This window comes from Streptomyces sp. NPDC103540 (genome assembly GCF_055584445.1).
This window is the reverse complement of the sequence record NZ_JBVJMA010000011.1, coordinates 325,018-346,531: the sequence shown is the minus strand read 5'-3', so window position 1 is coordinate 346,531 and position 21,514 is coordinate 325,018. Positions and strand designations below refer to the sequence as shown.

The 21,514-nt window shown below is 73.4% G+C and carries 17 protein-coding genes; 5 read left to right on the top strand and 12 right to left on the bottom strand.

Annotation, left to right across the window (positions count from 1 at the left end; translation table 11 throughout):
* Positions 1–346: 346 nt before the first annotated feature.
* Positions 347–1,354: a stage II sporulation protein M gene (locus ACZ6ZI_RS26995; protein ID WP_469524877.1), complete on the bottom strand. Its 1,008-nt coding sequence runs from the start codon at positions 1,352–1,354 to the stop codon at positions 347–349.
* Positions 1,355–1,478: 124 nt separating this feature from the next.
* On the opposite strand from ACZ6ZI_RS26995, the gene ACZ6ZI_RS26990 reads away from it, so the two are divergent.
* Positions 1,479–2,387, top strand: a complete 909-nt coding sequence (locus ACZ6ZI_RS26990; protein ID WP_469524873.1) for an RDD family protein — start codon at positions 1,479–1,481, stop codon at positions 2,385–2,387.
* Here ACZ6ZI_RS26990 and ACZ6ZI_RS26985 read toward each other — a convergent pair.
* Together ACZ6ZI_RS26985 and ahcY are read right to left on the bottom strand one after the other, a co-directional pair.
* The gene (locus ACZ6ZI_RS26985; RefSeq protein WP_469524871.1) at positions 2,384–3,046 is read right to left on the bottom strand and encodes a hypothetical protein; all 663 of its coding nucleotides are present in this window, start codon (positions 3,044–3,046) and stop codon (positions 2,384–2,386) included. The genes ACZ6ZI_RS26990 and ACZ6ZI_RS26985 overlap by 4 nt on opposite strands.
* Before the next feature lie 92 nt (positions 3,047–3,138).
* Positions 3,139–4,575, bottom strand: coding sequence for an adenosylhomocysteinase (gene ahcY, locus ACZ6ZI_RS26980; protein WP_469524869.1), 1,437 nt, complete (start codon positions 4,573–4,575; stop codon positions 3,139–3,141).
* Positions 4,576–4,929: 354 nt separating this feature from the next.
* Between ahcY and ACZ6ZI_RS26975 the strand changes: the two genes are divergently transcribed.
* Together ACZ6ZI_RS26975 and lepB are read left to right on the top strand one after the other, a co-directional pair.
* Positions 4,930–7,005 (top strand): fructose-specific PTS transporter subunit EIIC, encoded by a 2,076-nt coding sequence (locus tag ACZ6ZI_RS26975; RefSeq protein ID WP_469524866.1) that lies wholly within the window; start codon positions 4,930–4,932, stop codon positions 7,003–7,005.
* 184 nt (positions 7,006–7,189) lie between these two features.
* Complete coding sequence (gene lepB, locus ACZ6ZI_RS26970; RefSeq protein WP_469524863.1) at positions 7,190–8,008, top strand: signal peptidase I; 819 nt, start codon at positions 7,190–7,192, stop codon at positions 8,006–8,008.
* A 63-nt stretch (positions 8,009–8,071) separates the two neighbouring features.
* On the opposite strand, the gene ACZ6ZI_RS26965 is transcribed toward lepB, so the two are convergent.
* The 6 genes from ACZ6ZI_RS26965 to ACZ6ZI_RS26940 all read right to left on the bottom strand — a co-directional run bounded on the left by ACZ6ZI_RS26965 (position 8,072) and on the right by ACZ6ZI_RS26940 (position 13,910).
* Positions 8,072–9,016: a cation diffusion facilitator family transporter gene (locus ACZ6ZI_RS26965; RefSeq protein WP_363054978.1), complete on the bottom strand. Its 945-nt coding sequence runs from the start codon at positions 9,014–9,016 to the stop codon at positions 8,072–8,074.
* 73 nt (positions 9,017–9,089) lie between these two features.
* On the bottom strand, positions 9,090–10,247 hold the full coding sequence (manA, locus tag ACZ6ZI_RS26960; protein WP_469524860.1) for a mannose-6-phosphate isomerase, class I: 1,158 nt from the start codon (positions 10,245–10,247) through the stop codon (positions 9,090–9,092).
* A gap of 66 nt (positions 10,248–10,313) precedes the next feature.
* Positions 10,314–11,447, bottom strand: coding sequence for an SIS domain-containing protein (locus ACZ6ZI_RS26955; RefSeq protein ID WP_363054980.1), 1,134 nt, complete (start codon positions 11,445–11,447; stop codon positions 10,314–10,316).
* Between the two features lie 86 nt (positions 11,448–11,533).
* A complete protein-coding gene (locus ACZ6ZI_RS26950; RefSeq protein ID WP_469524855.1) occupies positions 11,534–11,719 on the bottom strand; it encodes a Trm112 family protein in 186 nt (61 codons plus the stop codon).
* A gap of 292 nt (positions 11,720–12,011) precedes the next feature.
* On the bottom strand, positions 12,012–13,382 hold the full coding sequence (locus ACZ6ZI_RS26945; protein WP_469524853.1) for a phosphomannomutase/phosphoglucomutase: 1,371 nt from the start codon (positions 13,380–13,382) through the stop codon (positions 12,012–12,014).
* A 78-nt stretch (positions 13,383–13,460) separates the two neighbouring features.
* Positions 13,461–13,910 (bottom strand): DUF3499 domain-containing protein, encoded by a 450-nt coding sequence (locus ACZ6ZI_RS26940; protein ID WP_469524851.1) that lies wholly within the window; start codon positions 13,908–13,910, stop codon positions 13,461–13,463.
* A gap of 141 nt (positions 13,911–14,051) precedes the next feature.
* Between ACZ6ZI_RS26940 and ACZ6ZI_RS26935 the strand changes: the two genes are divergently transcribed.
* Positions 14,052–14,537: a metallopeptidase family protein gene (locus ACZ6ZI_RS26935; RefSeq protein ID WP_469524848.1), complete on the top strand. Its 486-nt coding sequence runs from the start codon at positions 14,052–14,054 to the stop codon at positions 14,535–14,537.
* Between the two features lie 50 nt (positions 14,538–14,587).
* Here ACZ6ZI_RS26935 and ACZ6ZI_RS26930 read toward each other — a convergent pair whose 3' ends face one another.
* The 3 genes from ACZ6ZI_RS26930 to ACZ6ZI_RS26920 all read right to left on the bottom strand — a co-directional run bounded on the left by ACZ6ZI_RS26930 (position 14,588) and on the right by ACZ6ZI_RS26920 (position 20,341).
* Entirely contained in the window at positions 14,588–16,099 is a 1,512-nt protein-coding gene (locus ACZ6ZI_RS26930) for a DUF5719 family protein (protein WP_469524846.1), read from the bottom strand.
* Positions 16,096–19,674, bottom strand: a complete 3,579-nt coding sequence (locus ACZ6ZI_RS26925) for a glycosyltransferase (RefSeq protein WP_469524845.1) — start codon at positions 19,672–19,674, stop codon at positions 16,096–16,098. The genes ACZ6ZI_RS26930 and ACZ6ZI_RS26925 overlap by 4 nt, the downstream gene beginning before the upstream one ends.
* Before the next feature lie 403 nt (positions 19,675–20,077).
* A complete protein-coding gene (locus tag ACZ6ZI_RS26920; protein ID WP_003983763.1) occupies positions 20,078–20,341 on the bottom strand; it encodes a WhiB family transcriptional regulator in 264 nt (87 codons plus the stop codon).
* A 641-nt stretch (positions 20,342–20,982) separates the two neighbouring features.
* On the opposite strand from ACZ6ZI_RS26920, the gene ACZ6ZI_RS26915 reads away from it, so the two are divergent.
* Positions 20,983–21,510: a cysteine dioxygenase gene (locus ACZ6ZI_RS26915; RefSeq protein ID WP_469524843.1), complete on the top strand. Its 528-nt coding sequence runs from the start codon at positions 20,983–20,985 to the stop codon at positions 21,508–21,510.
* The last annotated feature ends 4 nt before the right edge of the window (positions 21,511–21,514 follow it).

Below are 21,514 nucleotides of genomic sequence, written 5' to 3'. Positions count from 1 at the left end.
CCTCCGGGCTTTCGTTCTGTGTTCTTGCGTTTCCGACTCTATCAGACTCTTTCGGGCCCGATTTCCTCGGTGCTTTCCAGGTTCTGCGCTTTCGCACTTTCCCTTTCCGGCGGTTCCGACTCTATCAGAAGTTTTCCACCGGATTTCCCGGCTTCATGTCCTGAATGAGGAGTCGAGTGTGCCCTCTCGGAATTCAATTCCTGGGGGCGAGATGAGACTTTAAACCATCGCTGCCGAACTTGTCCAGTTCGAGGCAACCGTTCGAATCTACCTCCCCGCTCCGACCGTGTCAACAGCCTTTGCGGGACGACGAGGAGACTAGCAGCTCAGCGGGCTCGTCCGCACATCACGCCGCGGTGGGCAGGGTTGCCGTCCGGTCCGCTTCCTCCACGTCGCCCACCTCGCCCGCGCGGGCGGCGCGGCCGCCCAGGACGTACACGTAGACGAGGAAGAGCACCTCAGCCACGACGCCGATGGTGATGCGTGCCCAGGTGGGCAGGCCGGAGGGGGTGACGAAGCCTTCGATCAGGCCCGAGACGAACAGGACCAGGGCCAGGCCGATGGCCATGCCGAGGGCGGCGCGCCCCTGTTCGGCGAGGGCCGCGCGGCGGGTGCGGGGGCCCGGATCGATGACCGTCCACCCCAGGCGCAGGCCCGTGCCCGCGGCGACGAACACGGCGGTCAGTTCGAGCAGGCCGTGCGGAAGGATCAGACCGAGGAAGACGTCGAGACGGCCGGCCGAGGCCATCAGGCCGATGCCGACGCCCAGGTTCGCCATGTTCAGGAAGAGGATCCACAGCACCGGCAGGCCCAGGAAGGCCCCCATGACCAGGCAGATCGCCGCGGCCTGCGCGTTGTTCGTCCAGACCTGGGCGGCGAACGAGGCCGCCGGATGGCTGGAGTAGTACGTCTCGTACTCACCCCCCGGCTCGGTCAGTGCCTTCAGCTGCTCGGGGGCGGCGATGGAGCCCTGCACCTCGGGGTGCGTGGCTATCCACCAGCCGATGAGCACGCCCAGGGCCGTGGACAGCAGGGCGGTGGGTATCCACCAGCGGCGGCTGCGGTAGACCGCCGCGGGGAAGCCGGCGGTGAAGAAGCGGGCCGCGTCGCGCCAGCTCGCCCGACGGGTTCCGGTGACGGTGGCCCTGGCGCGGGCGACGAGCTGCGTGAGGCGGCCCGTCAGCATCGGGTCGGGGTGGCTCGACTGGATCAGGGACAGGTGGGTGGAGGTGCGCTGGTAGAGCGCGACGAGCTCGTCGGCCTCCGCCCCCGTGAGCCGTCGGCCGCGGCCGAGGAGCTGCTCCAGGCGCGCCCACTGCGCCTGGTGGGTCGCCACGAAGACGTCGAGATCCATCCGGCTACCGCTCCCCTGCCCCGGGCCGTACGGGAGGCCACCCGATTCGGCTTACTTCTCCTGTGGTCAGCTTGGCAGACTGGAACGCACAGGGGCGGGTCAGGTCGGTGAAAGGGTGCGTTCGGTGAGCGATCTGGTGACGGGCGACGCGGTCGTCCTGGGTCTGCGGCCGGCGAGGCTGCCGAGTCGGGCGCTGGCGATCCTGCTCGACCTCGTCGTGTACGTCGTCGGATACCTGCTCGTCGCCCTCGGCCTGGTCTTCGCGACCGCCTCGCTGGACCCGGCCGCGCGGGCGGCGGTGTCGGTGGCGACCTTCGTGCTCGTGCTCGTCGGGGTGCCGATCGCGGTGGAGACGCTGACGCACGGGCGCTCGCTGGGGAAGCTGGCCTGCGGACTGCGCGTGGTGCGGGAGGACGGCGGCCCGATCCGGTTCCGCCACGCGCTGGTGCGCGGGGCGCTGGGGGTCGTGGAGTTGCTCCTGACCTTCGGGGCCGTGGCCTGCATCGCCTCGCTGGTCTCGGAGCGGGGGCGGCGGCTCGGGGACGTGTTCGCGGGGACGCTGGTGATCCGGGAGCGGGTGCCGGGCGCGCGGGTGATGCCGGTGCCCCCGCCGCCGCCGTGGCTCGCGGGACGGTTCGCGGGATTGGACCTCTCGGCGGTGCCGGAGGGGCTGTGGCTGGCGGTACGCCAGTACCTGACGCGCATGGACCAGCTCGACCCGCACACGAGCGCGGTGATGGCGGCCCGGCTCGCCGACGACCTGGTGGCCCGGACCGGGGCGCCGGCGCCGGCCGGGGTGCCGGCCGCCGCGTTCCTGATGGCGGTGGTGCACGAACGGCAGTCCCGGGACGCCGCCCGTGCCTACGCGGCGATGGCGGCCTCGCCCGCGGCCCCGACCGTGCCGGTCCCTGCGGCGCCGGCCCCGATGCCGTCGCCGATGCCGATGCCCGCGGCGGCGCCGGTCGTTCCCGTGGCTCCTGTGGCTCCCGTCGCCGCTCCCGTGCGCGGGACCGGGTTCGCGCCGCCTTCCTAGAAGTCCCCGAAGTCCCCGGAGCCGTCGGGGCCCTCGACCTCGTCGTCCGTGAAGGTGGACGGCGGGCTCTCCAGGTGTTCGAGTTCGATGCCGGGTGCCGAGAGGACCACGTCGCCGGCGATGTGCACGGTGTGGACCTCGCCGGTGTCGAGCGCGGTGACCCGGTACTCGTCCACCCCGAGCGGGCCGCTGTCCGTGGTGTGCTCCGCGCGGGAGACCAGGGCCCAGGCCTGGTCGACCGTACGGGCGGCCAGCACCGGATCGGTCAGGGCGACGAGGCGCACGCGGGTCGCCGGGGCGCCCGGGGCCAGGCGCAGCAGGCGGGCCGTGGCGACGAGGAACGCCGGGGAGGTGCCGGTGAAGCCGGGGGCGCGGACGTTGCCCTCGGTGGCCTCGGCGCCGGAGGGGTCGGTGCGGACCCAGGTGACGCCGTCGATGGCGGCGCCGCGCACCTGCCAGCTGTGGGCGTTGACCTCCAGGCGGATGGGTCGGCCGAGGGCGTCGACGGCGAGGTCGACCGAGCCCCGGTGTTCGCCGTCGGGGGTGGTCAGCTGGGAGACGTAGCGCCAGCCGGACGGGCCCGGGGCGCAGTGGAAGTGCTCCTCGCCGAGGGGGGCGTGGTCGTGCGGGTCGTGGAGCGAGTAGCGGCCGCGTGGCATGGGTGTGGTCCTTGCGTACGTACGGGGCAGGCCCCCGGCAGTGGTGCCGGGGGCCTGACTCGGTGCTGTGGATCCGCGGGTGCGCCGACGGATCAGTAGCGGTAGTGGTCCGGCTTGTACGGGCCCTCGACCTTGACGCCGATGTAGGCGGCCTGCTCGGGGCGCAGGGTGGTGAGCTTGACGCCGAGGGCGTCGAGGTGGAGGCGGGCGACCTTCTCGTCGAGGTGCTTGGGGAGCACGTAGACGTCGGTCGGGTACTCGGACGGCTTCGTGAAGAGCTCGATCTGGGCCAGGGTCTGGTCCGCGAAGGAGTTCGACATGACGAAGGACGGGTGGCCGGTCGCGTTGCCGAGGTTCAGCAGGCGGCCCTCGGACAGGACGATGAGGACCTTGCCGTCGGGGAACTTCCAGGTGTGGACCTGGGGCTTGACCTCGTCCTTGACGATGCCCTCGACCTTGGCGAGGCCGGCCATGTCGATCTCGTTGTCGAAGTGGCCGATGTTGCCCACGATGGCCTGGTGCTTCATCTTGGCCATGTCGGCGGCCATGATGATGTCCTTGTTGCCGGTGGTGGTGACGAAGATGTCGGCGGTCTCGACGACGTCGTCCAGGGTCGCGACCTGGTAGCCGTCCATGGCGGCCTGGAGGGCGCAGATCGGGTCGATCTCGGTGACGATGACGCGCGCGCCCTGGCCGCGGAGGGACTCGGCGCAGCCCTTGCCGACGTCGCCGTAGCCGAAGACGACCGCGACCTTGCCGCCGATGAGGACGTCGGTGGCGCGGTTGATGCCGTCGATGAGGGAGTGGCGGCAGCCGTACTTGTTGTCGAACTTCGACTTGGTGACGGCGTCGTTCACGTTGATGGCCGGGAAGAGCAGGGAGCCCTCGGACATCATCTCGTAGAGGCGGTGGACACCGGTGGTGGTCTCCTCCGTCACACCGCGGATCTCGGAGGCGAGCTGCGTCCACTTCTGCGGGGACTCGCCGAGGGTGCGGTTGAGGAGCGTGAGGATGTGCGCGTATTCCTCGGAGTCCGCGGTGGACGGGTCCGGGGCGGAGCCGACCTTCTCGAACTCGACGCCCTTGTGGACGAGGAGGGTGGCGTCACCACCGTCGTCGAGGATCATGTTCGGGCCGCCGGTGGGGGTGTTCGGCCAGGTCAGCGCCTGCTCCGTGCACCACCAGTACTCCTCCAGCGTCTCGCCCTTCCAGGCGAAGACGGGTACGCCCTGCGGGTTCTCCGGGGTGCCGTTCGGGCCGACGGCGATGGCGGCGGCCGCGTGGTCCTGGGTGGAGAAGATGTTGCAGGAGGCCCAGCGGACGTCGGCGCCGAGGGCGACGAGGGTCTCGATGAGGACGGCGGTCTGCACGGTCATGTGCAGCGAGCCGGTGATGCGGGCGCCGGCCAGGGGCTGGGCCTCGGCGTACTCGCGACGGATCGACATCAGGCCGGGCATCTCGTGCTCGGCCAGGGTGATCTCCTTGCGGCCGAAGGCGGCGAGGGAGAGGTCTGCGACCTTGAAGTCCATGGGTGCTGCTCCTCATGGTTCGAGAGGGTGGGTACGGCTGAGCCGCGCGCCGTCGGGGACGGGTGCGCCCGAGCACAGTCCGTCGGGGGCCCTCTCTCCCCTCGGCCGGTCCGGAGGACCGCCCGATTGCCATCAGCAGCGACGCCTGACACTGATGACGAATCTACACCGATCGGCCCAGCGGGCCCCAGCGGACCGCCAAACACGTCGCGACTTCGAGCTCGGGCCCTCCGGCGGTCCGGTTCGGGGCCTTTCGGACTTTTGATCCGCCTCTTATCTGGGGCACGATTCCGTTGGGTCGGGCGTACGCGCGATCCGGCAGGACCCGATGACGCGGCGTGTGAGGAGATTCCAGTGACCAGTCCAGCCGGCCCTCCCGGTGACGGGGGCGCGAGCGGGCGCAGGCGCCCGAGGTTGCTCGCCGTCACGGCGTGCCCGACGGGCATCGCGCACACCTACATGGCCGCGGAGAAGCTCCAGCAGGCCGCCGCCGAGCTCGGTGTCGACATGAAGGTGGAGACCCAGGGCTCGATCGGGGCGGAGAACGTGCTCTCTGACAACGATGTCAGAGAGGCGGACGGCATCATCATCGCCGCCGACAAGGAGGTGGATCGGGAGCGGTTCGCGGGCAAGCGGGTCCTGGCGACCGGCGTCGCGGACGGCATCCACCGGCCGAAGGAACTGATCGAGGGGGTGCGGACGGCGCCGGTGCAGACCGGCGGCGCGCCGGCCGCCGCCGGCGGCGGGGGCAAGGAGCGCAGCCTCGCGTACAAGGCGCTGATGAACGGTGTCTCGTACATGATCCCGTTCGTGGTGGTCGGCGGTCTGTTGATCGCCATCGCGCTGGCGCTCGGCGGTCACGCCACGGCGGAGGGGTACGCGACGACCCCCGGCACCTTCTGGGACCACCTCTTCCAGATCGGTGTCCTCGGCTTCACGCTGATGATCCCGATCCTGTCGGGCTACATCGCCTACGCGATCGGCGACCGACCGGCGCTGGTGCCCGGCATGATCGGCGGGTTCATCGCCAACACCGGCGCGCTCTACGACTCCAAGTCGGGCGCCGGTTTCATCGGGGCGATCGTGACGGGCTTCCTGGCCGGCTACCTGGTCCTGTGGATCAAGAAGGTCAAGGTCCCCAAGGTCGTCCAGCCCATCATGCCGATCATCGTGATCCCGATCGTGGCGACGACGGCGCTCGGCCTGTTCTTCATCTACGTCATCGGCAAGCCGATCTCGTGGATCTTCGAGAGCCTGACGGGCTGGTTGTCCGGGTTGACCGGCACCAGCGCGATCCTGCTCGGCGCGCTGCTGGGTCTGATGATCGCCTTCGACATGGGCGGTCCGGTCAACAAGACGGCCTTCCTCTTCGGTACGGGGCTCATCGCGTCCGGCAACTACGCGGTCATGGGCATGTGCGCGGCGGCCATCCCGGTCATGCCGCTCGGCCAGGGGCTGGCGACGGTGCTGCGGCGCGGGCTGTACTCGGAGCAGGAGCGCGACACGGGCATGGCGGCGCTGTTCATGGGTGTGTTCGGCATCTCCGAGGGGGCGATCCCCTTCGCGGCGGCGCGGCCGGCGATCGTCATCCCGGCGAACATGCTCGGCGGCGCGGTGGCCGGTGCGATCGCGGGTGTGGCCGGTGTCGGTGACCACGTGCCGCACGGCGGTCCGATCGTGGCCGCGCTGGGCGCCGTCAGCGGGGTCGGCTGGTTCCTGATCGCGATCGTGGCGGGCACCGTGGTCACCGCCCTCACCACGAACGCGCTGATCGGGCTCAAGGAGCGCGGGGCACGCGGCGGGGCGCCGGTGACGGCCGGGGTCGCGCCGGTGGCCGAGCCCGTCCCGGCGGGCGTCGGCGTGGGCGTGGGCGTGGGTGCCGGTGCCGGTGTGGGCGTCGGCGGTGTCGGGTCCGGTGCGGGCGCGGCGGCCGGGGCGGCCCCGGCGGCGCTCGCGACGGCGGAACCGGAGGCGGAGGTGCTGTCCGGGTACCTGACGGAGCGGACCGTCAGGACGGAGCTGGCGGCCGACTCCAAGGAGGCGGCCATCCGCGAAATGGCCGAGATGCTGGCCGGCACCGGCAACGTCCGGGACGTGGAGGAGCTCGTACGGGTCGCCCTGGCCCGCGAGGCGCAGGGGACGACGGGGCTCGGCGAGTCCATCGCCATCCCGCACGCCAAGACGGACGCCGTGACGAGGCCCACCGTGGGCTTCGCCCGGTCCGCCGAGGGCATCGAGTGGGGTTCGCTGGACGGGACGAAGGCCCGGCTGGTGTTCATGATCTCGGTGCCGGAGGCGGCGGCCGGCGACGAGCACCTGAGGATCCTGGCCCTGCTGTCGCGCAAGCTGATGGACGCCGATTTCCGGTCCCGGCTGCAGAGCGCGCCCGACGGGCGGGCCGTCGTCGACGTGCTGAGGGAGATCCGCTAGCCGGGCACCGCACCCCTGCTCCGTCGGGTCCCGTACCGCACCGGTACGGGACCCGACGTCGTGCGCGCGGTGTCCGCGCAGTGTCCGAATCGGTATCTACGGACATGCCGCACCGGGGCCCCGACGGCATCGGCGGCGTCCGTGTCGACCTACGATGCAAGGCAGGTACATCGGAAGGGACGAAATGGAACACAGGCCAGGACGCAGGCGCGGGATCGCGGCGATCGTCCTGCTGGTGCTCGGAGCGGTCATCCTCGGGGGGGTGACGGTGGCGAAGGCGGTGGACCCGCCCGCACGGTACAAGGAGGGCAGGCAGGTCGGCTGGACCATGACCCCGACCTACACCAACGGGGAGAGCATCTACCTGGAGCCGGTCGCCAAGGGCAAGGTGCGGCGCGGTGACGTCGTACTCGCCTCCGTGCCGTGGTCCATGCAGAAGACCCAGATGAACCGGGTGGTGGCGGTCGGCGGCGACCGCATCCAGTACAAGCCGAGCAGCAAGGTGGCCGGGCAGTACCGGCTGGTGCTGAACGGGACCCCGCTGGACGAGCCGTACCTGGAGCAGTGGAAGTTCCCCTCGACGGTGGCCTTCAACGTGAAGGTGCCCAAGGGACACGTCTTCCTGATGGCCGACAACCGGCTGAACTCGGACGGCTCGCAGTTCGCGAACAACGGCCCGGTCCCGGAGAGCAGGATCGTCTCCAAGGTCGTGGCCTACCCGATGGCCAAGATGGCGGTGTGGGGTCAGCTGGCCGGTGTGCTGGTGATGCTGATCGGCGCCGGGCTGGCGTTCGTGGCGCGGCGGGCGCGGCGGCGCGCTCCGGCGGCGGCGTCCGTGTCGGCTCCGGCGTCCGTGTCGGTGCCGGCCCCGGCGGCTCCGGCGGGCGGTGCGACGGTTCCGGCCGCGACGCCCGCCGCGCCGACCGCGCAGAACCCTTCGGCGGCTCCGGCCGACGCGAACGGCGCGGCCGGCGCCGGGGAGCCCGCGGACGTGCAGTCGTAGGAACGGGGAGCGGGACGTGACGAGGGCCCTGCGGCCGGTCGGCCGCGGGGCCCTCGTCGTGCGTCACAGGCTCTTGACGGCCGCGGCGCCGGCCGCGTCGGGGTTGTAGATGTCCGGCTCCAGGTAGATCACGCGGGCGATCGGCACGGCCTCGCGGATGCGGGCCTCGGCGGCGTTGATGGCGGCGGCCACCTCGGTGGCGGTGTCGTTGCCCTCCACCGCGATCTTGGCGGCGACCAGGAGCTCCTCGGGCCCGAGGTGCAGGGTGCGCATGTGGATCACGCGGGTGACGACGTCGCCGTCGACGACCGCGGCCTTGATCTTCTCGACCTCTTCGGTGCCGGCGGCCTCGCCGAGCAGCAGGGACTTGGTCTCCAGGGCGAGGACGACGGCGATGACGATGAGCAGGACGCCGATGCACAGGGTGCCGATGCCGTCCCAGACGCCGTTGCCGGTCAGCAGGGCGAGGCCGACGCCGCCGAGGGCGAGGACGAGGCCGACGAGCGCGCCGAGGTCCTCCAGCAGGACGACGGGCAGCTCGGGGGCCTTGGCCCGCTTGACGAACTGGCTCCAGCTCAGGGAGCCGCGCGTCTCGTTCGACTCCTTGATCGCGGTGCGGAACGAGAAGCTCTCGGCGATGATCGCGAAGACGAGCACGCCGACGGGCCAGTACCAGGCCTCGATCTCGTGGGGGTCGTGGATCTTCTCGTAGCCCTCGTAGATGGCGAACATGCCACCGACGGTGAAGAGCACGATGGAGACGAGGAAGGCGTAGATGTAGCGTTCCCGCCCGTACCCGAAGGGGTGTTGGGGGGTCGCCTCGCGCTGCGCCTTCTTGCCGCCGAGCAACAGCAGGCCCTGGTTGCCGGAGTCGGCGACCGAGTGGACGCTTTCCGCGAGCATCGAAGAGGAGCCGCTGAAGAGGAACGCCACGAATTTGGCTACAGCGATGGCGAGGTTGGCGGCGAGTGCCGCCACGATCGCCTTGGTACCGCCCGACGCGCTCATGGGTGCGAGATTCCCTTCCTGGCCACTGACTACGGCCGCACATTGTTGCAGGTACCCGTGCGGCCGGAGCCCGTCAGACGACGACGGTGGCCCGGAAGACGGTTCCGGTACCGGACAGTTCGACCTTTTCGCCCGCGGGGACGAAGACCGATTCACCGGGGGCGAGGGTGACCCCGTCCACCGCCGGGCCGCCCGCCGTGCAGAGCAGGATCTGCGGGGCGGCGTCGGGCAGGGTGCGCGGGGCGCCCCCGGCGGCGAGGACGAAGCGGGAGAGGCGGAACTCGTCGATGGGGGTCTCGTAGACCTCCTCGCCGTCGCCCTCGGGGCGCAGCAGGCCGGGGGCGCTGGGCTCGAAGATGACGACCTTGAGCAGTTCGGGGACGTCGACGTGCTTGGGCGTGAGGCCGCAGCGCAGGACGTTGTCGGAGTTGGCCATGAGCTCGACGCCGAGGCCGTCGAGGTAGGCGTGCGGGACGCCGGCGCCGAGGAACATGGCCTCGCCGGGCTGGAGTCGTACGTGGTTGAGCAGCATCGCCGCGATGACGCCCGGGTCGCCGGGGTAGTCGTGGACGAGGCCGGCGTACGGGGCGTAGGGGCCGCCGAGGCGCTCGGCGGCGTCCGCCGCCTCGGTGACCGTACGGGCCATCTCCGCGCGGTCGGCGGTCAGTACGGCGGTGAGGACCTCGCGCAGGGCGGCTTCCTCGGGGTGGGCGCGCAGCAGGTCCACGTACGGCTTGAGGGAGTCGACGCCGAGCCCTTCGAGGAGGTCGGCCGCCTCGCGCGGCGGGCGGAAGCCGCACAGGCCGTCGAACGGGGTGAGGGCGCAGATCAGTTCGGGCTTGTGGTTGGCGTCCTTGTAGTTGCGGTGGCCCGCGTCGAGGGGGACGCCGCGCCGCTCCTCGTCCTCGAACCCGGCCCTGGCCTGGTCGAGGTCGGGGTGGACCTGGAGGGAGAGGGGGGCGCCGGCGGCGAGGAGCTTGAGGAGGAACGGCAGGCGGGGGCCGAACCGGGCGACGGCGGCGGCGCCGAGCTGCCCCTCGGGGTCGGCGGCGATGACGGCCGAGAGCGTCGTCTCGCCCTCGCCGCGGTCGAGGCGGGAGGGGGCGCCGGGGTGGGCGCCCATCCACATCTCGGCCTGGGGTTCACCGGTGGGCTCCACCCCGAGGAGGGTGGGGATCGCGGTGGTGGAACCCCACGCGTAGGGGCGGATCGTGTTCGTCAGGCGGTCCATCGTCGTCTTCCTGGATGTGGAGCGGTGCGGGTGGGGCGGGCACGGGTGTGTGCCGCGGCCGAGGCGTCAGCCGTGTCCCCGGGATGCCAGCGCCAGGTAGGCGGTGGCGAAGTCCGTGACGGCGAGGAGTTCGGCGAGCTGTTCCAGCTCCACGCCCTCCTCCGGTTCGAGTTCGCTGATGGCCGTGTCGTGGCTCAGGGCGAGTTCTCGGGCGGCGGGCGCCGCGGTGAGGCCGCCGGCGGGCCGGTCGCGCAGCAGGACGACGCGGGCGCGCAGGGCCTGCGGTTCCTCGACGCGGTCGCGGAAGAAGTCGTCGGGGTCGGCTCCGGCGGCGAAGGCTCCGGCGAGCAGGACGCCGTGGGCGGGCAGCGCCTCGGGGAGGTCGGCGGCGAGGGCGGGGCGGCCGGCGAGCTCGGCGAGGGTGGCGGCGAACCGGCGGCCGGCGGCGCCGGCGGCGGTGCCCTCGCTCCAGATCAGCGGGAGGGAGTCGGCGAGTTCGGCCGCGAGGGTCTTGGCGGGGTTGGAGTAGGTGACGATGGCCGGGCCGCAGCGTTCGGCGGTGCGGTCGAGGCGGTCGGCGACCAGTTGGAGGGTGTCGGGGGCGGCGGTGACCAGCCCGACGCGGTCGAGGAGCAGCAGCAGCGGGGTGAGCAGCGCCCAGAGGGCGCCGGGGCCGGCCGCGGCGGACTCGTCGTACTCCTGGTACGGGGCCTTGGCCATCGGTACGAGGACCCCGTGGGCGCCGTCGACGGCCTCGCTCAGCGGGGAGCGTTCGGGGGCCACGGCGACGACGGTGCAGCCGCGCCGGTAGGCCTGCTCGGCGAGGACGGCGAGGCCGGGTTCGGTGCCGTCGGTGGTGGCGAGGAGCAGCAGGTCCACGGGGCCGGCCCAGCCGGGCAGCGTCCAGCGCAGGGCGCCGGCGGCGTGCGCGACGCCGGTGGGGTGGAGCCGGATGACGGGGGCCGAGGCGCCCGCGAGGGCTCCGAGGAGATCGGCGACGCCGGTGGCGGCGGTGCCGGGGCCGGCGATCAGCACCGAGCGGGGGCGGCCGTCGGGGCGCAGGTCCGCGATGCCGGCCTCGGTCGCGTGTCGGGCGGCGGTGCGGACCCTGGCCCCGGCGTCGGCGGCGCCGCGGAGCAGTCCGCGGCGGTCGGCCCGGGCGAGATCGTCCGGTGCGTCGAGGAGTGACTCGTCGAGCATGGCGGCCTCCGGCGGTGTTGACGACGGCGTCTGCTGATGCGGTGCGGGTGCGCGGGCGGCGGCGGGCGGGCCGGGCCCGATCGGGCTCAGGCGGGGCGGCGGGCCTCGTCCACGAGGAGGACCGGGATGCCGTCGCGGACCGGGTACGCGAGGCCGCAGTCCTGGCCGGTGCAGAGCAGCTCGGGCGCGGTCTCGTCCGCCGACTCGTCCCGGAGGGGGGCGTGGCAGGCGGGGCAGGCGAGGATCTCCAGCAGGCCGGCTTCGAGCGGCATGGTGCGGTTCCCTTCGGGATGCGGATTGGGCGAGGTCAGCGTACCGCCGAGTCACCTGCGGTGCGGCTTGAAGGGGTCGGTCCGCGCCCGGCGGCCGGTCGGGGCGCGGGCGGGGCGTCGGGTGCGGCGGTGTCGGGGTGCGGCGGTGTCGGGTGCGGCGTCGTGCGGTGCTGTCGGGGGACGTGTGCCCCGTGGCGCCGTGGCCGAACGCCGGCGGGCCCGAATTCGCGGCGGCCCGCCGCCTCCGGTGGAGGCGGCGGGCACCGTGGACGGCTGCGGCCGGGTGGGCCGGTCAGGCGCGGACGAGGGCGAGGACCTCGTCGCGGATCCGGGCCAGGGTGGCCTCGTCGCGGGCCTCGACGTTGAGGCGCAGGAGCGGCTCGGTGTTCGAGGGGCGGAGGTTGAACCACCAGTCGGCGGAGGAGACCGTGAGGCCGTCCAGCTCGTCGAAGGTGACCCCGTCCCGGGCGGCGTAGACGGCCTTGACCTCGGCGGTGCGGGCGGCCTGGTCGGCGACGGTGGAGTTGATCTCGCCGGAGCCGACGTAGCGGTCGTAGGAGGAGACCAGGTCGGACAGGGTGCCCTCCTGGCCGCCGAGGGCCGCGAGGACGTGGAGCGCGGCGAGCATGCCGGTGTCCGCGTTCCAGAAGTCCTTGAAGTAGTAGTGCGCCGAGTGCTCGCCGCCGAAGATGGCGCCGGTGGTGGCCATCTCCTGCTTGATGAACGAGTGGCCGACGCGGGTGCGGACCGGGGTGCCGCCGTTCTCCTTGACGACCTCCGGCACGGACCAGGAGGTGATCAGGTTGTGGATGACGGTGCCGGTGCCGCCGTTGCGGGCGAGCTCGCGGGCCGCGACCAGGGCGGTGATGGCGGACGGGGAGACGCCCTCGCCGCGCTCGTCGACGACGAAGCAGCGGTCGGCGTCACCGTCGAAGGCGAGGCCGAGGTCGGCGCCCTCGGCGATCACGCGGGCCTGGAGGTCGACGATGTTCTTCGGGTCGAGGGGGTTGGCCTCGTGGTTCGGGAAGGTCCCGTCCAGCTCGAAGTACATGGGGACGAGGTCCAGCGGGAGGCCCTCGAAGACGGTGGGGACGGTGTGGCCGCCCATGCCGTTGCCCGCGTCGACGACGACCTTGAGCGGGCGGATGGCGGTGAGGTCGACGAGGCCCTTGAGGTGCTCGGCGTAGCCGACGAGGGTGTCCTGCTCGGTGACGGTGCCCGGAACGGTGCCGGCGGGGACCTCGGGGGCGCCCTCGTCGGTCCACTTCTCGGCGAGCTCGCGGATGGTGGCGAGGCCGGTGTCCTGGCCGACCGGGGCGGCGCCGGCGCGGCACAGCTTGATGCCGTTGTACTGGGCCGGGTTGTGGGAGGCCGTGAACATCGCGCCCGGCAGGTCCAGCTTGCCGGAGGCGTAGTACAGCTGGTCCGTGGAGCACAGCCCGATCAGGGTGACGTCGACGCCGCGGGCGGCGGCGCCGCGGGCGAAGGCGGCCGACAGGCCGGGCGAGGAGGGGCGCATGTCGTGACCGACGACGATCGCCGTGGCTCCGGTGACCTCCACGAACGCAGCACCGAACAGCTCGGCCAGGGGCTCGTCCCACTCGTCCGGTACGACGCCACGTACGTCGTAGGCCTTGACGATGTTCGAAAGATCTGCGGCCACTGCCTGCCCTCCTGAAGGTTCTGTGCGGTGGAGCAAACCTACCCTGTGCGGAGAGTGGCTTTTCAGACGATCCGAGTGTCAGGAGTCGGGCGAACGCAGGACGCGCAGGTGTCCGCGACGGGTCTCCCCCGTGGCGGGTCCCCCCGATCCGGCCCCTCCGGCCTCGGCGGAGCGCTCGGGCGGGCGGGCCGCCTCACGAACGGCGTTGGCCAAGGCTTCGAGGTCGTCTCCGCTGGGGCGCGAGGGCCCGGAGCCGTCCGACAGGCGGACGACGTCCCAGCCGCGCGGTGCGGTCAGACGCTCGGAGTGCTCGGCGCACAGGTCATAGCAGTGGGGTTCGGCGTAGGTGGCGAGCGGGCCGAGAACTGCGGTCGAGTCGGCGTAGACGTACGTCAGTGTGGCGACGGCAGGGCGGCCGCACGCGGTGCGCGAACAGCGACGTACAAGGCTCACGACGTTGGACGGTACCGCACTCTTGACCGGGCCGCGACGACTCGACCGCCGCTCACTCCCCCGTGTCGTGCTCACCGGGGGTGACGAAAGGGGCCTCCGCGTGCGCAATGGCGCCCGATCCCGGCCGGATCGCCGCGGGGTCCCCGTCGGCGCGACATCAGCTCGTGACCGGATCGAGGCCCTGCCGGTATCCGGGGTGAGGGCTACCCTGCGGGGGTGACGGACAGCCAGATTCCTCCCCGCCCCGCGCCCCCCGGCGGGAGCGGCGCGAGCCCCCACGAGCCCAGGCCCCGGCGCCGCGACCGGCACGGCCGGGGGATGCGCGGGCCGGTGGCCCCGCCCCAGGTGCCGCTGTCGGCGAGCCGGGCGGAGGTCTTCGGCGACCTCGTACGGGATTCCGTCGAGCGGCTGGAGCGGCGCTGGACGCAGCTGGCCGAGGTGGAGTTCGTGGTGGCGGACGTCCCCGGTCCGCCGGGCGGCGCGGACGGCGGCTGGAACGACGAGGCGGTCCCGCTGGGCGGGCTGGTGGAGGCCCAGGGCGGACGTCCGGCCCGGATCGTGGTGTTCCGGCGGCCGGTGGAGATCCGGGCGAAGTCGCGCGACGACCGGGCGCTGCTGGTGCACGAGATCGTGGTGGAGCAGGTGGCGGAGCTGCTCGGGCTCTCCCCCGAGACGGTGGACCCGCGCTACGGGCAGGACTGAGAGCCCGCCCCCGCCCGGGGCCTCGCGGGGCCGGGCGGGGGCGGGGCAGGTCAGCGGATCAGGATCGACGGGTCCTCGACGGCCCGGGGGACGGACACCGTCGAGCGGTCGTCGGTGAAGGTCTGCACCGTGAACATCGGGATCCCGTCGCGCGGCAGCGTCAGGGTGCGCGCCGCGTGGACGGGGCCGCCCGAGAGGGTCTCCAGCGTCAGCGCGTAGGCGCCCTTGCCTCCGGCGGGCGCGGGCGGCGCGGCGATCGCGAGGGTGGTGCCCGCCTTGACGGTGACCTCCTCGACGACGCCCTCGCCGCCCTCGGTGCCCGGGGTGGCGGTGATCCGCACGGTGGCGTCGGCCCCCGCCGGGTTCGTGAGGGCGAGGGTGTTCGTGGCCTTGTCCCCCGTGCGGTTGTCGGCGACGGTCGCGCGGGCCCCCACCGGGGCGCTCGCGGGGATGAAGCCCAGTTCCTGCTTGGCGCCGGTGCCCCGGACAACGCGCAGCGCCGCGACGACCGGTACGGCCTTCTTCGGGTCGGCGGGGGTCAGCAGCAGGGAGCCGGCCTCGCCGCGGGTGAGGGCGCCCAGGTCGACGTCGGAGGTCATGCCGGCCTTGAGGTGCAGCTGTTCGTTGCCGGCGGGGCTGATGGAGCCGGTCGGGCCGGACAGGGCGAGGGTGAGGTCGGCGTCGTCCTCGCCGGGGGCGAAGGCGACGAGCCGTACGGAGGTGGCGTCGGCGGGGATGCCGGGCAGCACCAGCGAGCCGGCCGGTCCCTCGGAGGCCGGCAGCCAGTCGGCGCCGACCCCGTCCTCGGCGATCTGCGCGGAGACCCCGACCCGGCCCGAGCCCGTCGTCACGTGCGCGGTGACGTTCGGGAGGGGGGCCTCGGGGGCGAGGGAGGACAGCAGCACCTTGGTGGTGGAGCGGGGTTCGACGGCGATGACGGCGTCGGCGGTGCCCGGCTTGGCCTTGAGCAGGCCGTCCGGTCCGTAGAGCTTGATGTCGACCTCGGCGACGGTGTCGTCGGGGTTGGTGAGGTGCAGGTAGTCCTGGCGGCCCTTGGCGGTGCTGACGCCGGGGAACCAGAAGTCGGTGGCGGGGACCGAGCAGGCGACGCCGAGCAGGCCGCGGGCCTGTCCGACGGAGACCTCGGTGGTCTGTTGGGCGGTCCAGCCGGGGGCCAGGACCCCTTCGGCGGCGCCGGTCAGCGCGGGGGCCTCGGCTCCGGAGGCGGTGGCGGCGACGGGCCGGCCGGGTTCCTTCGGCTCCAGGACCGTCTTGCCCTCCTTCGTCGCGAGGCGGGCCGAGGGGCGGGCGTCCTTGTCGCCGCCCCGGCCGTCGCCGGTGGCCTTGCCGGGGGTGAGGGAGGTGTAGGTGGTCTCGGCGATGTCCGAGGTGCTGGGCGAGGGGCACACCAGCACGGATCGTTCCACCGGCATCCGGGCGGCGCCGGCGGCCCGGCCGGCGTCGGCGGGGCCGGCGGTGGGCGCGGTGAGGAAGGCCAGGCCGCAGGCGGCGGCGAGGGCGACCGTCACCGCCGCCGGGGTCAGGGGGGCGCGCTGCTTCACTGCCGGTTGCTCCCGTCCGGACGCGGGTCGTGCTGTCCGTAGGCGTCGTACCGCGGTTCGGGGGAGCCGTAGGGCTCGTGGGGCGGCTGTCGGGGGTGCGGGGGACCGATCGGCGCGCGCGGGTCGGGGTGCGCGTACGGCTCCTCGTGGGAGCGGTGGTCCTGGTAGGCGTACGTCTCCTCCCCGTAGACCTGTTGTCCGGGGATCCGCGCGTACGGGTCCACGAGGGAGGCGGACGTCGGTTCGGGCGCGGGGCGCCGGGGGGCGCCGGGGCGGCGGGCGCGTCGGCCCCGGCCGGCCCCGCCGTGCGCGTCGGCGCCGTCCGCCTCGGTGTCCTCCTCGGGGAGGTCGTCGTCGAGCCGGCGGCGGCGCCCGGGCAGGGCCATGACCAGGAGCAGGAGACAGAGGGCGCCCTGGGTCCAGTGCCAGGCGTCGCGCAGGGGCGCGTCCCGGTGGACGAGGTCGAGTCGGCCGCCCTCGGCGGGCAGGGCGAAGCCCTGGGCCCAGCCGTCGAGGGTCCGGGGGGCGAGGGGCCTGCCGTCGAGGGTGGCGTGCCAGCCCGGGTCGGCGCGGTCGGCGACGCGCAGGGTGCGTCCCTCCTCGCCGGGCGGGATCTTGGCGTGGGCCTCGACGGGGCCGGCGTCGACGGCGATGGGTTCCGGGCCGGGCCGGTCGGGGACGATGGCGACGCGGGCGGGCAGCCGCTGGACCTCCCAGACGGCGGTGCCGTCGTCCTGGTGGCGCTGCTTGAGGCCGGGGGTGCCGTCGAGGGTCCGGCGCATCCGGGTGGAACCGCCGGGCGGGATCATCACGTAGCGGACGGCGAAGGCGCCGAGTTGTTCGGACTGGTTGGCGCCGGAGCCGGAGACCAGGCTGGAGACGGCCTTGGCCAGGCGGGGGTCGGCGCCGGCGTCGGCGAGGAGTTCGGCGTCGCCGAGGCGGACGCCGGGACCGCGGACCAGGGTGTAGGAGACGGTGTCGGGCGAGGCGCCGCCGAGGACGAGGGTCCGGGTGCGGTTGCTGTCCTCGGACTGGGCGGCGACGAAGGCGGGGACCTGGACGGGGTCGCGGCGGTGCAGCGGGCCGTCGGCGCCGGCGAGGACCCAGGCCGCGGCGGCGAACAGCGGGCCGACGGTCGCGGCGAGGGCGACGAGGACGGCCAGCGGTTGGCGCCAGCCGAAGCTGCGGGCGGCGACGCGGTACCGGGCGCCGTCGGCTCCGAGGACGACGGCGGCGATGAGCCCGAGCCCGTACAGGAGGGTGGCGGGGCCGGCCCAGCCGTCGCGGTTCAGGAGGACGGCGAGGAAGAGTCCTGCGAGGGCCGCGGTCCAGGCGGTGGCGACGGCGGGGCGGCGGTCGGCGCGCAGCAGGGCGGCGAGGGCCGCGGGCAGCAGGCCGAGGAGGAGGACGCCGCCCCCGGTGCCGGGGCCGCCGGGGCTCGCGCCGAGCAGGTCGAGGGCGTCGGCGGAGCGTGCGCCGAAGGGCAGGCCGGCCTCGCGCAGGAAGCGGGCGGGGTGCGCGAGCAGGGTCAGGGACCAGGGCGCGAGGACGAGGAGGGGGACGAGGAGGGCGGCCAGGAGGCGGGGGGCGTACGTCTTCACGCGGGCGCGGGGCACGAGGAGCGCGGCGGGCGCGAGGAGGACGGCGAGGGGCCACACGACGGGGGTGAAGGCGGTGGCCAGGGTGAGCAGGAGGGCGAACGTCCACACCGGGCGCCAGGCTCCGTGCCGTTCGGCCCCTTCGGAGCCGTCGGGGCCGTGCGCGGCGGCGGGGCCGAAGGCGGTGACGGCGGAGCGGGCGAGGAGGGGCAGGAGCACGGCGAGGACGGCGGTGCCCAGGCGGCCGCCGGCGAGGGCTCCGGTGACGGCCGGCAGGAAGGCGTAGGCGACGGCGGCCCAGGCGCGCAGGAGTCGGGAGGTGACGAGCGGCCGGGAGGCGACGTAGGCGGTGAGGCCGGCGAGCGGGACCGATCCGACGAGGAGCAGGGTGAGCGCGGCGTGGGTGGAGCCGAACAGGGGTGCGGCGAGGGCGCCGAGGACGGCGAGGTAGGGCGGCGCTCCGGCGGTGGTGCCGATGCCGGCCGGCTGCCAGTCGCCGGTGTAGCCGCGCCAGAGGTCGAGGCCGCCGGGCGGGGCGGGGAGCAGGGCGCCGCCCATGAGGGTGCCGCCGCCGATGAGGGCGCGGCAGGCGGCGAGGGAGAGGAGGAGCAGGGCCGCGAAGAGGACGGGGGCGGGCCTGCGGGTGATCCGGGTGAGGCGGCCGGTGGGCGCGGCGTCCGGGTGGTCGACGTCCTCGCCGCCGGGTCCGGTGCCGGATCCGGCGGCGGGTCCGATGCCGCCGCCGTGCCGGCCGGTGGGGGCGGGGTCGGCGTCGCGGTCGGAGCCGAGGTGTCCGGCGAGTTGTTCGACGCCGGCGCGCAGGCCGGCGCCCGGTGGCGGGAAGAGGTGGCGCAGGGCGCCGGGGGGGACCGGTGGTCGGCGGCGGCGTCTGCGGGCGGCGAGGATCCGGCCGGGGCGCAGCAAGGTGGACAGGAGTCCGGTGAACTCGTCGACCGCCTGGCCGGGTGCCTTGCCGACGAGGTGGCCGAGGGTGCGCAGGACGGTGGCGACGATCAGGCGCAGCAGGGCCCACGGCAGGGCGCGGCCGGAGGAGTTGGCGAGGACGGTGTGGACGGCGCCGGCCTTGTCGACGCGGTGGGGGCTGACGGCGGAGCGGCCGGCGCAGTCGACGGTGCGGCGTTCGCGGGCGGCGGCCTCGGCGTGGCGCAGGACGGCGTCGGGGGCGACGAGGACCTCGTACCCGGCGGACTGGGCCCGCCAGCACAGGTCGACGTCGTCGCGCATGAGGGGCAGTCGGCGGTCGAAGCCGCCGAGGCCGTCGTAGACGTCGCGGCGCACGAGCATGCCGGCCGTGGAGACGGACAGGACGCGGCGCACCTGGTCGTGTTGGCCCTGGTCCTGTTCGCGGCGGTCGAGTCCGGTCCAGCGGCGGCCGTCGCGGGTGAGGGTGACGCCGACTTCGAGGAGTTGCCTGGGGTCGTACCAGCCGCGCAGTTTGGGGCCGATGACGGCGGCTTCGGGGTTCTCGTCGGCGACGCGCAGGAGTTCGGTGAGGGCGTCGGTCTCGGGGGCGCTGTCGTCGTGGAGCAGCCAGAGCCACTGGACCGGTTCTCCGTGCGGGAGTTCGGGGAGGTCGTAGGAGTCGTCGCGCCAGGTGCGGCTGACGGGGTCCCAGCCGCTGGGGCGCTTGAGGTAGGGGAGGTCCTCGGGCGTCAGGACGCCCGCGGCGCGGGCGGCTTCGTCGACGGCGGCGCCGAATCCGGTGCGGCGGGCGAGGTGCAGGACGGCGTCCTCGCCGAGGGCTTCGGTGAGCAGGCGCGCGGACTCGTCGGAGCTTCCGGTGTCGGCGGCGACGTGTTGTTGCGCGGGGCGTTCCTGGGCGAGGAGGCCGGCGAGGGTCCGGGGCAGCCAGCGGGCTCCGTCGTGGGCGACGAGGACAGCGGTGACGACGTGCCGGGGGAACTCGGGGGTGGCGGCCGCCCGGTGGGAGGCCGTCGAGTTGCTGTGCAGGGACATCGCGGTACGGGCCCTCCGGCCGGGGATCCGGGGGTGGTGTGCCCTCGGAGGCTGCTGGACAGCGCCCCACACTAACGGCTGGGGAGACCCGTGTTCGCCCCTCGTGGCGAAGGTACGCGGAAGGGGTGGGGGCGCACGCGGAGCACGGAGGAGGGCGAGGTCGCGGGCGGGCGGGGCGGGGGGCCGGACGGGAGGCGGAACGGGGCGGAACGCGACGGTCCGCCTCCTGCGGGGAAGGTGCGGGAGGCGGACCGTTTGTTCTGCCGGACGAGGCCGGAGTTCCTGCGGGTGGTGCGGGTGATGCGGGTGGTGCGGGTGATGCGGGTCCCGCGCGTGGATATGTGAGGGGGCGTCCGGTGCGCGGCCGGCGCGTGGGCCTCTCGGGCCGTGCGCGGTGGCCGGTTCAGACCGCGGCCTTTTTCAGCCGGCGGCGTTCGCGCTCGGACAGACCGCCCCAGATGCCGAACCGTTCGTCGTTGGCGAGGGCGTATTCGAGGCATTCGGAGCGGACTTCACAGGCCAGGCAGACCTTCTTGGCCTCCCGGGTGGAGCCGCCCTTCTCGGGAAAGAAGGACTCGGGGTCGGTCTGGGCGCAGAGAGCGCGCTCCTGCCATCCGAGCTCTTCGTCCGCCTCCTCGACCAGCAGTTCCTGAAACAGCTCGGTCATGTGCGCCCCTCGCTCTGTCTGTGCGTCCCCGTGGCCGCCGTCGCCGGTCACCCGGTAACGACACGAGTGAAATTACAAGTGTGTGGCTTCTGCCCAGTCAAGCCGAGATCTGCTATTGGGCGCCTTATTCACTCTGCGGAACCAAGCCTATGCAGTAAGTGTTCATATCGCCAAAAATCGTGACACAAGCAGCAGCCGCCCCTCGGGGGTCGTCCTCTCTCATGGGCGACGCGCCCCTCCGGGACGGGGTTGCGATTCGGCCGAAGATGCGGCTTGGATCACATTCCGATCACGAAGGGCGCCGGCTGGTTTGAGGGCGTTTCCCGTGGGGTTGAAGCGGCACATCCCCTGGCGCGGACTGCACAAACCTTTCTCCGGGCACAGTAACCGGATGAGGTGAAACTTTTCCCGCAATCCGGACATTGGGTTGACAGTCAGGCCCTTTCCCCGGTCTCCTTGTCTGCATGTCAGCGCCCGCAGCCGCCACCCGGACCCCCATTCGTGGGTTCCTGCGCGCTGCCCAGGTTCGCTGTTGCTGTTGTAGCTGTTGATGCCTCCGGAGCCCTGGGCTCCGTCGAGCTCCGGCCACTCCCCCACAGCAACCGCCCCGCACGCCTGACACCCGTCGAGGACACCCCACGATGAACAGCGCCTCCGCAGCCACCACCCTCCCCGCTCCGGTCGAGAGCGACCTCCAGATCGCCGGCGACATCCTCGCCGTCCAGCACCTCCTCCAGCCCGCCCGCGAGCACCCGACCACCGTCGCCGAGTTCGTCGGTCTCGCCCGCTCCGTCGCCGAGGACCGCGCGAGCTGGGAACACCTGGTCCGCTACGACGCCACCACCCGCTGGTACCACCGCCTGCGCACCGGCCCCGGCTACGAGGTCTGGCTGCTCAGCTGGGTCCCCGGCCAGGGCAGCGGCGCCCACGACCACGGCGCCTCCTCCGGCGTCCTGACCGTCCTCGACGGCGAACTCACCGAGCACAGCGCGCGCGGCACCCTCGCCCTCGGCCCCGGCTCCCAGCGCGTCTTCGGCCCCGGCTACGCCCACGAGGTCGTCAACGACACCCTCGACGGGGCCGTCAGCCTGCACGTCTACTTCCCCGGCCTCACCGAGATGCCGATGCACAGCTGCTCCCCGGCCCGCGGGGAACGCGTACCGGCCTGAGACC

What these genes read in the sequence shown, in the direction of transcription:
- ACZ6ZI_RS26995 (WP_469524877.1), bottom strand. Translation starts at nt 1,354, where the DNA reads ATGGATCTCGACGTCTTCGTGGCGACCCACCAGGCGCAGTGGGCGCGC.
- ACZ6ZI_RS26985 (WP_469524871.1), bottom strand. Translation starts at nt 3,046, where the DNA reads ATGCCACGCGGCCGCTACTCGCTCCACGACCCGCACGACCACGCCCCC.
- ahcY (WP_469524869.1), bottom strand. Translation starts at nt 4,575, where the DNA reads ATGGACTTCAAGGTCGCAGACCTCTCCCTCGCCGCCTTCGGCCGCAAG.
- lepB (WP_469524863.1), top strand. Translation starts at nt 7,190, where the DNA reads ATGGAACACAGGCCAGGACGCAGGCGCGGGATCGCGGCGATCGTCCTG.
- ACZ6ZI_RS26965 (WP_363054978.1), bottom strand. Translation starts at nt 9,016, where the DNA reads ATGAGCGCGTCGGGCGGTACCAAGGCGATCGTGGCGGCACTCGCCGCC.
- manA (WP_469524860.1), bottom strand. Translation starts at nt 10,247, where the DNA reads ATGGACCGCCTGACGAACACGATCCGCCCCTACGCGTGGGGTTCCACC.
- ACZ6ZI_RS26955 (WP_363054980.1), bottom strand. Translation starts at nt 11,447, where the DNA reads ATGCTCGACGAGTCACTCCTCGACGCACCGGACGATCTCGCCCGGGCC.
- ACZ6ZI_RS26950 (WP_469524855.1), bottom strand. Translation starts at nt 11,719, where the DNA reads ATGCCGCTCGAAGCCGGCCTGCTGGAGATCCTCGCCTGCCCCGCCTGC.
- ACZ6ZI_RS26925 (WP_469524845.1), bottom strand. Translation starts at nt 19,674, where the DNA reads ATGTCCCTGCACAGCAACTCGACGGCCTCCCACCGGGCGGCCGCCACC.
- ACZ6ZI_RS26920 (WP_003983763.1), bottom strand. Translation starts at nt 20,341, where the DNA reads ATGACCGAGCTGTTTCAGGAACTGCTGGTCGAGGAGGCGGACGAAGAG.
- ACZ6ZI_RS26915 (WP_469524843.1), top strand. Translation starts at nt 20,983, where the DNA reads ATGAACAGCGCCTCCGCAGCCACCACCCTCCCCGCTCCGGTCGAGAGC.